Source organism: Enterobacter sp. BIDMC 29 (assembly GCF_019378755.1).
Lineage (GTDB): Bacteria > Pseudomonadota > Gammaproteobacteria > Enterobacterales > Enterobacteriaceae > Enterobacter > Enterobacter ludwigii.
The window spans coordinates 3738779-3751640 of sequence record NZ_CP080000.1 but is presented as its reverse complement, the minus strand read 5'-3'; the positions used below and the strand labels follow the sequence as shown (position 1 = coordinate 3751640).

11 protein-coding genes are annotated in these 12862 nt (G+C 55.1%); 5 read left to right on the top strand and 6 right to left on the bottom strand.

What is annotated here, in order from left to right:
• Nucleotides 1-39: 39 nt before the first annotated feature.
• Complete coding sequence (gene pdeH / locus JTA15_RS16580; protein ID WP_219372512.1) at nt 40-813, top strand: cyclic-guanylate-specific phosphodiesterase; 774 nt, start codon at nt 40-42, stop codon at nt 811-813.
• 65 nt (nt 814-878) lie between these two features.
• Nucleotides 879-2921: an AsmA family protein gene (locus tag JTA15_RS16575; protein WP_219372511.1), complete on the top strand. Its 2043-nt coding sequence runs from the start codon at nt 879-881 to the stop codon at nt 2919-2921.
• 60 nt (nt 2922-2981) lie between these two features.
• Here the strand turns inward: JTA15_RS16575 and JTA15_RS16570 are convergent, their stop codons facing one another.
• The 3 genes from JTA15_RS16570 to JTA15_RS16560 form a co-directional block, all read right to left on the bottom strand.
• Entirely contained in the window at nt 2982-4304 is a 1323-nt protein-coding gene (locus tag JTA15_RS16570) for an MFS transporter (protein WP_014172082.1), read from the bottom strand.
• A gap of 261 nt (nt 4305-4565) precedes the next feature.
• Nucleotides 4566-5591, bottom strand: a complete 1026-nt coding sequence (gene yhjD, locus JTA15_RS16565) for an inner membrane protein YhjD (protein WP_020884492.1) — start codon at nt 5589-5591, stop codon at nt 4566-4568.
• A 50-nt stretch (nt 5592-5641) separates the two neighbouring features.
• Nucleotides 5642-6541, bottom strand: coding sequence for a LysR family transcriptional regulator (locus JTA15_RS16560; RefSeq protein ID WP_219372510.1), 900 nt, complete (start codon nt 6539-6541; stop codon nt 5642-5644).
• Between the two features lie 119 nt (nt 6542-6660).
• Here JTA15_RS16560 and JTA15_RS16555 point away from each other — a divergent pair, with 119 nt between their 5' ends.
• On the top strand, nt 6661-7419 hold the full coding sequence (locus tag JTA15_RS16555) for an SDR family NAD(P)-dependent oxidoreductase (protein WP_032679191.1): 759 nt from the start codon (nt 6661-6663) through the stop codon (nt 7417-7419).
• A gap of 173 nt (nt 7420-7592) precedes the next feature.
• Entirely contained in the window at nt 7593-8195 is a 603-nt protein-coding gene (locus JTA15_RS16550) for a response regulator transcription factor (protein WP_041162899.1), read from the top strand.
• Here JTA15_RS16550 and JTA15_RS16545 read toward each other — a convergent pair.
• Both JTA15_RS16545 and JTA15_RS16540 read right to left on the bottom strand, forming a co-directional pair.
• Nucleotides 8174-8512: a lysozyme gene (locus tag JTA15_RS16545; protein WP_014172077.1), complete on the bottom strand. Its 339-nt coding sequence runs from the start codon at nt 8510-8512 to the stop codon at nt 8174-8176. The two genes, JTA15_RS16550 and JTA15_RS16545, sit on opposite strands and share 22 nt — an antisense overlap.
• 71 nt (nt 8513-8583) lie before the next feature.
• Nucleotides 8584-9123, bottom strand: a complete 540-nt coding sequence (locus JTA15_RS16540) for a GNAT family N-acetyltransferase (RefSeq protein ID WP_219372509.1) — start codon at nt 9121-9123, stop codon at nt 8584-8586.
• A 148-nt stretch (nt 9124-9271) separates the two neighbouring features.
• Here JTA15_RS16540 and JTA15_RS16535 point away from each other — a divergent pair, with 148 nt between their 5' ends.
• Nucleotides 9272-10861: an STY4199 family HEPN domain-containing protein gene (locus JTA15_RS16535; RefSeq protein WP_219372508.1), complete on the top strand. Its 1590-nt coding sequence runs from the start codon at nt 9272-9274 to the stop codon at nt 10859-10861.
• A 60-nt stretch (nt 10862-10921) separates the two neighbouring features.
• Here the strand turns inward: JTA15_RS16535 and JTA15_RS16530 are convergent, their stop codons facing one another.
• The gene (locus JTA15_RS16530; protein WP_020884498.1) at nt 10922-12571 is read right to left on the bottom strand and encodes an alpha,alpha-trehalase; all 1650 of its coding nucleotides are present in this window, start codon (nt 12569-12571) and stop codon (nt 10922-10924) included.
• Between the last annotated feature and the right edge of the window lie 291 nt (nt 12572-12862).

Sequence of the window (12862 nt, the reverse complement as noted above, 5' to 3'; positions counted from 1 at the left end):
ACGAGTCCAGAAAGGCCATCCAACAACAGGACATCTGAAATGAAGTCAGAGCAGGTTATCCAGCGGCTGAGCACTACGCCTGAGGCAAGTATTGAGAACTTGCAGGAGCATCGCTACTGGCTGCAATGTGAGCGTGCGTACACCTATCAGCCGATCTACCGAACGGACGGTCGACTGATGGCTATTGAAATTTTGACCGTCGTGACGCACCCGTCAAACCCCTCACAGCGTATCGCACCGGACCGCTATTTTGCCGAAGTTGCCGTGCGCCAGCGCCTGGATGTGCTGGAAGAACAGCTCCGTATGCTGGCAACCAAACAGGCCTTTTTCGAACAGCACGCCATCCTCGCCTCGGTCAACGTCGATGGACCCACCCTGCTGGCGCTGCGCCAGAACGCGAAATTACAGGAGCTGATCGGCTCCTTACCGTGGATGCGCTTTGAGCTGGTGGAGCATGTTCGTCTGCCACAGGACTCATCATTTGCCTCGATGTGCGAATTCGGCCCGCTGTGGCTGGATGACTTTGGCACCGGGATGGCGAACTTCTCTGCCCTCAGCGAAGTGCGTTACGACTACATTAAAGTGGCCCGCGACCTGTTCATTATGCTGCGCCAGACCCCGGAAGGGCGGAATCTGTTTACGCTGTTATTACAGCTGATGAACCGCTACTGCCAGGGCGTGATAGTGGAAGGCGTGGAAACGCTGGAAGAGTGGCGTGATGTGCAAAATTCTCCCGCGGCGGCGGCACAAGGCTATTTCCTCTCTCGTCCGGTCCCAATGGATACCCTCGATTCCGTGATAACGATCCTCTGATCTGCCCGCTTCCCTTTGTCTGAACTATAGTTTTACAGGTAAGGTCATCAGGAAAGGGGATAACAATGACAAAAACAACCAGGGTAATCGCCTGGACAGCAGGGATTTTATTGTTGTTGATCGTGGTCGCCGTCGTCATTATCGCGACGTTTGACTGGAACCGCCTTAAGCCGACCATCAACCAGAAAGTCTCCACCGAACTCAATCGCCCCTTCGCCATACGCGGCGATCTCGGGGTGGTGTGGGAACGCCAGAAAGAGGAGACCGGCTGGCGAAGCTGGATCCCCTGGCCGCATGTCCACGCCGACGACATCATTCTCGGCAACCCGCCGGATATTCCTGACGTGACAATGGTGCATTTGCCCCGCGTAGAAGCCACGTTGGCCCCGTTAGCGCTACTGACCAAAACGGTTTACCTGCCGTGGATCAAGCTTCAGCAGCCCGATGCGCGTCTGATCCGCCTTTCCGAAAAGAACAACAACTGGACGTTTGATCTCGCCAGCAGCGACGAAAAAGATCCCAATGCGCAGCCCTCAACATGGTCATTCCGTCTCGACAATATTCTCTTCGATCGCGGGCGGATCGCCATCGACGACAAAGTTAGCAAGGCTGATATTGAGATCCTGGTCGATCCGTTGGGCAAACCGCTGCCGTTTAGCGAAGTGACCGGCGCAAAAGCGAAGGGCGATAATGCCAAAGCCGGGGATTACGTTTTCGGCCTGAAGGCCGAAGGACGCTACAAAGGGCAGCCCCTGACCGGCACCGGTAAAATTGGCGGCATACTGGCGCTTCGAAGCGACTCGACGCCGTTTCCTGTGCAGGCGGATTTCCGCTCCGGGAACACGCGGGTGGCCTTCACCGGGACCGTCAACGACCCTATGAACATGGGGGGCGTTGATCTGCGGCTGAAATTTGCCGGTGATTCGCTGGGTGAACTGTATGAACTCACTGGCGTCCTGCTGCCAGATACGCCACCGTTTGAGACGGACGGGCATCTGGTGGCAAAAATCGACACGGAAAAATCGTCGGTATTTGATTATCGCGATTTCAATGGCCGTATTGGCGACAGCGATATCCATGGCTCGTTGACCTACACCACCGGAAAACCGCGTCCGAAACTGGAAGGTGATGTGGAGTCTCGCCAGCTGCGGCTGGCCGATTTGGGGCCGCTGATCGGGATTGATTCCGGTAAAGGCACGAAATCAAAAGAGGTGAAGAAAGATCGCCAGCCGGCGGGGAAAGTCCTGCCTTACGATCGCTTTGAAACCGATAAGTGGGACGTAATGGATGCGGATGTTCGCTTTAAAGGGGGCAAAATCGAACATGGCAGTACGCTGCCGATCAGCAATCTTTCGACCCATATCCTGCTTAAAAATGCCGATTTACGCCTGCAGCCGCTGAAGTTTGGTATGGCGGGTGGGACCATCTCATCGAACATTCACCTCGAAGGCGATAAAAAGCCGATGCAGGGGCGTGCCGATATCAAGGCCCGCCGGCTCAAACTGAAAGAGCTGATGCCGAACGTGGAATTGATGCAGAAAACCCTGGGTGAAATGAACGGCGATGCCGATATCCGCGGCGTGGGGAATTCTGTGGCTGCACTGCTCGGGAGCAGTAACGGTAACCTGAAGCTTCTGATGAACGACGGGCTGGTGAGCCGCAACCTGATGGAGATCCTGGGGCTGAACGTCGGGAACTACGTCATCGGGCAAATCTTCGGTGATGATGAGGTGCGGGTGAACTGTGCGGCGGCCAACCTGGATCTGGTCAACGGCGTGGCGCGCCCGCAAATTTTTGCCTTCGATACGGAGAACGCGGTCATCAACGTGACCGGCACCGCCAGTATGGCCTCCGAGCAGCTTGATTTAACCATCGATCCGGAAAGTAAGGGGATTCGTATCATCACCCTGCGTTCGCCGCTCTACGTGCGTGGGACCTTTAAAAATCCGCAGGCGGGTGTGAAACCCGGTCCGCTGATTGCGCGCGGCGCGGTGGCGGCAGCACTCGCGACGCTGGTTACGCCAGCGGCGGCGCTGTTGGCGTTAATTTCGCCGTCAGAAGGGGATGCGAATCAGTGCCGGAACATTTTGTCGCAGATGAAAAAATAACGTACGGCTTTCGGGACCTTTACCCTCTCCCTGGGGGAGAGGGTATCAGGCCGCGGTGAATTACAGAGACTGGTGCTTCGTCTCGTGGGTCAGCAGCAGGGCAATCAGCGTCAACGCTGCCATTGCGGCCAGGTAAACGCCCACGTAGAACAGGCCATAATTTGCCTGCAGCCAGGTGGCGATATAAGGCGCAACGGACGCACCCAGAATAGAGGCAACGTTATAGGAGAACGACGCACCGGTATAACGCACTTCCGTTGGGAACAGCTCTGGCAGCAGCGCGCCCATCGGGCCGAAGGTCAGGCCCATCAGGCTCAGACCAATGAGCAGGTACGCCATCACCAGCGCAGGGCTACCTGAACCCAGCAGCGGCGGGAAGACGAACAGGGCAAACAGAATGATCAGCGTGGTGATAACAATCATGCTTGAGCGACGACCGAACTTATCCGCCAGCAGGCCGGCAATCGGCACCATGACGCCAAACCCAATGACCGCCATCATCAACATCCACAGCACTTCGTTACGCGGCAGGCCGAGCCCAACCGGCGCGGCGGCGGTGCTGAACGTCATTGAGTAGACCGTCATGATATAGAACAGCGTGTAGGTCGCGAGCATGATAAACGTGCCCAGTACCGTCACGCGGACGTGTTTAGTCAGCAGCGTACCCAGCGGCACTTTTACCTGTTTTTTCGCGGCGGCAACTTTAGCGAAAACCGGCGTTTCGTGAAGTGACACGCGGACATACAGGCCAATCAGTACCAGCACGGCGGAGAAGACGAACGGAATACGCCAGCCCCAGCTCATGAACTGTTCGTCCGTCAGCAGCCAGGAGAGCAGCAGGAAAGTCCCGTTCGCAAAGAAGAAGCCAATCGGTGCACCAAGCTGCGGGAATGAACCGTACAGCGCGCGTTTGCGTGCCGGTGCGTTCTCCGTGGCCAGCAGCGCCGCCCCCCCCCATTCACCGCCCAGCCCCAGACCCTGACCAAAACGCGCCAGCGCCAGCAGCATCGGGGCCAGAATACCAATGGTTTCGTAGGTAGGCAGCAAGCCGATAGCGACGGTGGAGATCCCCATCGTCAGCAGCGAGGCTACCAGCGTGACCTTACGGCCGATGCGATCGCCAAAGTGTCCGAACAGGGCAGAGCCAATCGGACGCGCAACAAACGCGATCGCAAAGGTAGCCAGAGACTGCAGCGTGGCTGCCGTCGGGTCACCCTGCGGGAAGAAAATATGCGGGAAGACAATGACCGCTGCGGTGGCATAAATGTAAAAGTCGAAGAACTCAATGGCGGTGCCAATCAGCGAGGCGACGACAACTTTGTTTCGCGAGTTAACCGGCGCGGTTTCCGCACCGGAGTCGAGTGTTGTGGCTGTTGCTTGCATAATATTTTCTTATTTTTAGTCGGACGAAAGGCCATATTACGCACAGCAAAAGCGACATTTCAATCTGTAACAAAGCCGCCTGCTGGTGATAAAAGCAACAAAAAGCGGATAATGTTCAGGCCAGACAAAACACTTCCATGAAATGCTTCACAGTTTTCAAATATCAGCTTATAAAACTGGTTTTTGGTTAAATAAAAGTTACGGACTGGATTTATATGCTGAAATGATGAAGCGGGCTGAAGTTTCAGCCCGGGAGAGGCGTTATCGGTGTGTTTTACCCGGCATACGCGGGTCGTCTTTGTACTCGGCGGTGGCAATCCACGCCGCGCAGAACAAGGTTAGGCGGGCGAAGAAGTAGAAGAACGCCATCAGCCCCAGCACCGAGCCAAACGCCGCGCCAGAAGGGGATTTCACCAGCGATGGCAGAGTGTAAGTCATCACAATTTTGATCACTTCAAAGCCTATCGCCGCAATCAATGTGCCGCGGATCAACGCCTTCTTACGCGGACGATGGCGGGGCAAGCGCCAGAAGATCCAGAAGAACAGCAGATAGTTGGCGAAGATGGAAATAGCCAGTCCAATGCCGCGCCACGCGGGCTTCAGCCATTCGATGTAATCCAGATAGAGCGCAGAGATAATCATCTGCTGCGCCGAACCGGCGACAGAGGTGATGGAGAGCGTCACAATCAGCGCGACGAGCAGGCCAATCAGCGAAACAAAGTCGCGAAGATACTTAACCCAGATTTTCTCCTGGTCCTGAGGCTTACGCTCCCACACCTCGCGCGACTGGGCACGAATGGCCTCGCGGAGGTTGCCCATCCAGTTAATTCCGGAGTAAAGGGCAATCAACAGACCGACGATACCGACCGTCGTACGTTGCTGTACGGCGGTATTAATGGTGTTTTTGAGCGTGGTGGCGAGGGTCGGATCACTGACGTTATTCAGGATTTTATTGAAGATATCCTGCAGCAGCGTTGGGTGTGACGCGAGCACAAAACCGGCTGCGGCAAAAGACACCATCAGGATCGGGATCATCGATAAAAAAGAGAAATAGGTGATGGCAGCCCCAAACTGGTTACCCATGCGGTCATTAAACCGCTCTGTTGCGCGTATCAGGTGCGCAATCATGGGGAACTGCTGTATCCGCTCTGCCAGGCTGGTGACAGTCCCCAGCGCTTTGCTGGCGGTGCCTGGCATTTTTACTTCTTCAGGCCCGGTTTCCATCTTCTGGATGGGTTCGTAATCTAAATGTTGGGTAGGTCGTTGCGGGTTGTTTTCCGGCGTCACGCGACTTTTCCTTTTCGTTTGGCTGGATGTTATTGAATTATAGCTTGCGACTAATCCACGTAAGCTTTTGTGAGTGCAGTCAGCCACTCCATAAACAGATGTACCCGACGGGAGAGGTTGCGCCGGTGGGGATAAATCAGCGATACCGGCATCGGTTCCGCCCGGTACTGCGGGAGAACTTCAATCAACTTCCTGGTGCGCAGAGCGTCACGCACGCCAACGCGCGGCACCTGGATAATACCCAATCCGGCGATGCACGCCGCCTGATACGTTTCTGTGCTGTTGACGGTCAAAACCCCGCCCGTCTTCACCCACTGCGTCGACGTGCCGTTATAAAACTCAAAGCCCTGGGGACGTGTTCCCAGCGTGGCGGCGTAGTGAATGACGGCGTGTGAACCCAAATCTTCCAGCGTTTCCGGATAGCCAAAACGCGTGACATAATCCGGGCTGGCGCAGTTAATCACCGACAGCTTGCCCAGCGGGCGGGCGATAAGTCCCGAGTCTTTGAGCGCGCCGACGCGTACCACACAATCAAACCCTTCACGAATAACATCCACCAGGCGATCGCTGCTGCTAAGTTCCAGCTCGATGCCCGGATATTGCTGCAGAAAAGCAGGCAGTTTGGGGATGATTAAATTTCGAGCAACGCTGACGGGCATATCCACGCGTAACCGACCGCTGATGGTGGAGGGGTCATGCTGGAACATACCGTCCAGTTCATCCAGGTTTGTCAGAAGATCTTTTGCCCGCTCGTAATACACCATGCCGTCCTGTGTCAGGCTTACGCGACGCGTGGTTCGGTGCAATAGCTGGGTTCCCAGTCGGTTTTCCAGCGCCTGAATTTGCCGCGAAACACTGCCTTTCGGCAGCGTCAGTGACTCCGCCGCCCGGGAAAAACTCTCCAGTTCCGCGACACGAACAAACAGCTGCATTGCGTGAATTTTATCCATAGACGAAGCTCATTGTTGTTGCAATTGAAACAGTGAAGCGCTCTGCGACATCTTTATTGATCTTCTATCACCTAATAAGCTCTTTCTCAATCTCCACAACAGTCAAAACGAGGTTTCTTATGTCTGAACGTATTGCATTAGTCACAGGTGGTAGCCGTGGTCTGGGTAAAAACGCGGCGTTGAAGCTCGCAGCAGACGGAACGGGAATTATCCTGACCTATAACCGAAGCCAACAGGACGCGCTGGATGTTGTGCGCGAAATTCAGCAAAAAGGCGTTAACGCGGCGGCATTGCAGCTCAACGTCGGAGATGTTGCCAGTTTCGACCTTTTTGCCGGTCAGCTTCAGGAAATCCTTAATACCGTATGGCAGCGTGAAACCTTTGATTATTTATTAAACAACGCCGGGACGGGCTTGTACGCGCCCTATGCCGAGACAACGGAAGCCCAGTTTGATGAGGCGCTGAATATCCATTTCAAAGGGCCTTTTTTCCTGACGCAGCGTTTGCTTCCCTTGCTGAACGACGGTGGGCGGATCCTGAACGTCTCCAGCGGGCTGGCCCGTTTTACGCAACCCGGTTCCGGCACCTATGCAGCAATGAAAGGGGCGATGGAAGTGCTGACCCGCTACCAGGCGAAAGAGCTGGGCGCGCGCGGTATCTCCGTCAATATCATTGCTCCCGGTGCGATAGAAACCGACTTTGGCGGCGGACGCGTGCGTGACAACGCGCAGCTTAATCAGATGCTGGCATCACAGACGGCGCTCGGGCGCGTAGGGCTGCCGGATGATATCGGTGATGCCATTGCGGCGCTGCTCAGCGATAAACTGGGCTGGATGAATGCGCAACGTATTGAAGTGTCAGGCGGTATGTTCCTGTGATGTCTTTGCTTAAGGGGAAGGAACCTCTTAAGGAAATCCTCAAATTGAATGTGTCCAGATACTGGGAGATATAAATAACACTGGTGGATTTGTAACGTCTCCGTTCATTGAGTTTTTTCTTAAATAATGCCTCTGTAGAATCTCCCTTCGCGACTCTCAGAGGGAGAAAAACGATGCGGGTAATTATGTTTGACAGGCAGTCCCTGTTTATTCACGGAGCGATACACAGTCTTCAGAAATTAATTCCGGAAATAAATATTACGGGAAGCTGTCAGGCAGAAGATTTACGGGCGCAAATTTCAGCGTCACCCTCGGCTATCGTCATGATTGACGGGAATTTAATTGAGGATGAGGGGATCGCCTGGCTGGAAGCGATCATGCAGCGTTTCCCGACGATACGCGTGGTAATGGTTCTGGCTAAAAAAGAGGCCCGATGGGTTGAGCAATTGCTGCAGCGAAACGTGATGGCCATTGTTCCCCGCAATGCGCACCCGGAGCGCTTTTCCGCAGTGCTGGATTCGGTCTCCCGAGGAATGGTGTGCTTCCCCGGTGAGTGGGTGAGGCAACCGTCGGCGCCGCAGGCGTTATTATCTTTAAGCGAACGCCAGCGCGAAGTCCTGAAATTACTGGCGGCGGGGGAGTCCAACAAAGAGATCGGGCGCAATCTCAACATCAGCGCCGCCACGGTGAAAGCGCACCTGGAAGCGCTTTTCCGCCGCCTGGAGGTGAAAAACAGAACCCAGGCCGCGATGTACTATACCCGGGCGACGGCCTGAAGAATTGCGGTCGGGAGTGAGGTCGTCTCACCGAAACTGAGCATCATTAACACCAGCGCGTCGTGCTGCTGTTGGGTTAACGGGCGTTTAAATTTTTCCCGCAGCAGCGTTTCGCACAGCTGAATATCATCGTGAAGTAAATATTCAGCCTGTAGCGGCGTGATAAGACGCTGAAAACATTCGCCCTGGCGAATAACATGGCCATAGCCAATAACCCATAAACCGTTTTCATCACGATATTTCTCCAGAGAAAGCCCCTGGTGTTTTTTTATTAACGCAATGGCGGCAGAAGATATCTTCAGCGCATGACCTTTCATATTCGTTTCCTCTTAATGGCAATATTGTAGAGGAAACGACACGCGCAAAATATCCGCCAAATGGCTATAGATCAGGAATGATTGCTGAGATATTCCTGCTTCAATAAACCGAACAGCCAGTCATTATGCCATTGTCCGCCAAGGTAATAACTCTCGCGTAACTCGCCCTCCAGACGAAAGCCCGTTTTTTCCAGCAGGCGTCTGGAGGCGATATTCCCCGCCGTGACGGTGGCGGTGAGGCGGCGTATGCCGCCCTGATGAAAGGCGTAACCGCACAGCGCCTGCAGCGATTCGAAGCCGTAGCCTTTCCCCTGGGCCGCAGGTGCAAAAAGAAAACCCACTTCCGCGCAATCGTCATCGCGATGAATATAACCGGTGACGCCGAGCGGTACGCCGGAGGTGGCGTCACGCACAACGAGGCAAAGCCAGTGCGCGCTGCCCGGCGTCCAGGGCGTCAGACGAGAGTCGAACGCCTCGCGGATCGCCTCCACGGGGCGATCTTCCGCGACAAAACGCATCACCTCGGGGTCGTGCTGTAACGCCAGGAAAAAGGGCCAGTCAAGGTCTTGCAGCGGCGAACAGATAAGACGCGATGTCGTTAAGACAGGCATTCAGATTCTCCTGAAACATTTAAAATGATTTTCGTGGTGTCACTTTATTTCAACAGAAAGTCAGGTATGGTTAACCTCGTATAAATAAAAAGAAAAACGGCCATTACGGGCCCATTCTGGTTGTCTTCGTTGTCGCTTAAGGAAAACAATGACTCTCAGCACAGCACACCCTATCCGCGAACAGTTCGAACACTGTCTGGCGGTTATTCGCCAGGCCTCGGTTGAAATTTTACTTCTCCTGAATGTACATGTTTCTGAGGGAAAAGATCCACGCTGGTTTCTGGAACAACTGGACAGCGCGCGTTTAGGCCTGGGGGGCTGGAATGCGGTTGCGAAGACGCTCAATTTGAATGACGCGGAGATGTCCGAATTCACGCTGCAATTGCGTCTGCTTCAGCAGCGTGTTCCTCAGTACGAAAGCGGTCAGGATGTCAGTGAAAACCAGCTGATTGCCGCGATGCGGTTTGTGACCACGCTGGAGCACCTTCGTTTGCAACAGCCTCTTCTGACCTACAGCACCGAAGTGGCGCCTGGCAGTGAACTCCAGCAACAACAGGCGCACAAGCAGGTACGTACGATTGAGTTGATGATAAAAGGGCTCATCCAGCAGGCCTGGCCCGATCAGGTGCGGCTGAATAACCATCTTAAAACCCTGTTTAACGCGGACCGCGTGCGGCGCTGGCTGAAGCTTGGTGACATCAATGATGTGCTGAGCGGCATGATGTTCAGTGAGCTGGCACAGATGCTGGTGGATAAAAAAGAGTTCAGCCGCTACTACGCCTCGCTGTTTAGCGATCCGTCAATGCTCACGCTGATGGTGGAACCGCGGAAAACCCTGCAAACCTTCCTCGATGATATTCGGCAAATCCGCAACAATATTACCGTGCAGAAGGCGTTAAGTTCGGCGCAAATCCAGCTGCTGGATAACTACTACACGCAGATCACCCGACCGGTTCAACGTGTTTTTGAAGAGGGGAGAACCCGCGTCAACCCGGCCGGACTGATGGCGGTGGATGCCAGCGAGCTGCATGCTTTCTGGGAAAAGGCGCAGAAAATGGATCGTGTGACCGGCGGGGATCTCTTTGAGGTTCGTGACACGATTGAAAAACCGACCCAGCGCGCACCGCGCACGCCAGAACAGCGTGAGCAGCTTATTTCCGGCGCGTTATGGGGGGCGGTTGGCGTGATGGTGATTGCCATTGTGGCGGGCGGCTTCTGGCTGGTAACCAGCAGTAAACCCCAGCCTGCAGCCGGGAACGTTGCAGAAACGGCCCAGCCTCAGGAGATGCGCGAAACCCCCTCCTCGCGCGAGACGCTGTCGCGCATGGGCGTGACCTGGGACGAGAATAATTTCCGCTCGGCGATTAACCGCAATGATACCCGGGTGGCACTGCTGTTTTTGCAGGGAGGGATGGACTGGAAGCTCTCCTGGACGGAAGAGGCGATGTCGGCTGACTATGACGACGTTCTGGAGCTGATGTTGCGCTACCGACAGAACATGGTGGAACAGAAGCCGTGCCGGCGCTTTATCAACACGCTCAGCCATGCCATGTCGAATGGCGAGTCCCTGACGTCAATGCGTAAACAGTATCTGAAGGCGTTTTGCACCGTGCCTGCCGTGGTGAAGCGCCAGCAGCATGATCTGGATTTGGCGACGCGTCGGGCACAATCACAGCCGGATGCCACCACAAAAAAATGGCAGTCCATCCAGACCGCCATTTATGAAGTGATTCGTTAATCCTGTCTTCTCCCTCTCCCGGCAGGAGAGGGATGGATACGGGCATCAGACCGCAGAAGGTCACGGCTCCCCATACAACCCTATCAACCGCCGTACCACGCCGTTAGTCCAGCCGAAGCCATCCTGCAGCGGGTACTCACCCCCGCCCCCTTCGCGCGGCGTACTGCTGGCGATGTGATATTTCTCAATCAGCTTATGGTGGGCTTTATAGAAATGATTCACCGTCTGCAGCCAGCTCCAGGCAATCTCATCGCCCAGCGAGTCATTGCCGTACTGTTTGAAGCCCTGAATCGCCATCCACTGCAGCGGCGCCCAGCCGTTGGGTTTATCCCACTGCTCGCCGGTCTCGTACTCGGTGGCCAGAATCCCGCCCGGCGTCAGCAGACGTGCTTTTACCGCATCAGACAAGCGTTCAGCCTGCTCGTGGGTCGCCATGCCAACGTACAGCGGCACAATGCTCGCCGCTGAGAACAGCGCCATGACCTCGCGGCGCCAGTCGTAGTCACGGTAACAGCCATTCTCGTCATCCCACAGATACCGGTTCACCGCGGCGCGGCGATCGCTGGCTTTCTGGCGGAACAGTTCCGCGGTCTCTTTATCCCCTTTCGATGCCGAAATATTGGCGATCGCGCTTTCCAGTTTGAACAGGAACGCGTTCAAATCGATAGGAATAAACTGCGTGGTGCGGATGCTGGCAAGTCGGCCAGGCTCCCGCAGCCAGCGCGAGGAGTAATCCCAGCCGGAGGCCGCACCTGCGCGCAAATCGCGATAAACCTCATTCGGCGGACGGCCAGAGTGACGGGCGGTTTCCACATCCTCAATCCATGATTCATCACGCGGCGTGTCACGGTCGTCCCAGTAGCGGTTTAACAGCGAGCCATCCGGCATACGCACCGCGCTGCGATAGGCCTGATTAAGCAGCAGCGATTCCGCCCCGTCCATCCAGAAGGCATGCTCCATTTTGAGGTGTTCAAGGTAGCGCTTTGCACCGCGCACACCATCCTCTTCAAACAGCTCTACCATCAGGGCAAATACCGGCGGCTGGGAGCGGCTGAGATAATAGGTACGGTTACCGTTCGGGATATGGCCGTAGCGTTCAATCAACCACGCGAAGTTATCCGCCATACATTTCAGCAGATCGTTACGTCCGCTCTCTGCCAGACCCAGCATAGAGAAGTAGGAATCCCAGTAATAGGTCTCACTAAAACGCCCGCCGGGCACGATATAGGCCTGCGGCAGCGCCAGCAGAGAAGACCAGGGGATGTGGTCCTGCGGCTCGCGCGTCAGCACGGGCCACAGGCTGTCAATGTGCTCTTTTAGCGACAGGCCGGGGTCGGAGACATATTCCGTGGTATAGGTCTCTGGCAGCCAGAAGTGGTTCTCCACGAACCGGCGCAGGTCGAAATCCCGGTGGCGCCTGACCTTGCGATAGCGGATCAGAATATCCAGAGGATCCATCTTCGGGGCACAGTCGGGGAAGGTTTTGCTGTCCGCAAACAGACGTGTCGACTGCACGTGCTCGAACAGTTCCAGATAGCGATCGGCGGGCGTCAGAGCATCAGAGGCGGGTAGCCCCTCAATCATTTCGGGTTCCGGCTCCGCCTCAATCATTTCATCCAGTTTTAACTCGCAGGGATCGGTCTCGTAGCGCAGCTCTTCTGCAATCTCGAACTCGATGTTCTCGGCAGCCTGTAGTTTCTGGTTGAACATGGCGATAAGGACCTCCGGTTGTGTGTTCAAAATAACAGTTTTTTCCGGGCGTCTTATAAGCGTAGACATTCGCTTCGGTGTTGGCTGAGGGAAATGTGCGGTTGATCACGTTTTTAAACGCGGGGTATTTGCGGAGTTAAAACAGTAATTGCCTGAAAAATAAAGGCTAAAAGGGATTTTTAGAAAGATTTATGGGGCAAATAATTCAGAGCATTCGTTGTGCAACGATTTATGTCTGAAACAAACGCCCCTCCGCAGAGGGGCATTTTGCTTAACGCATGGTGACACAAT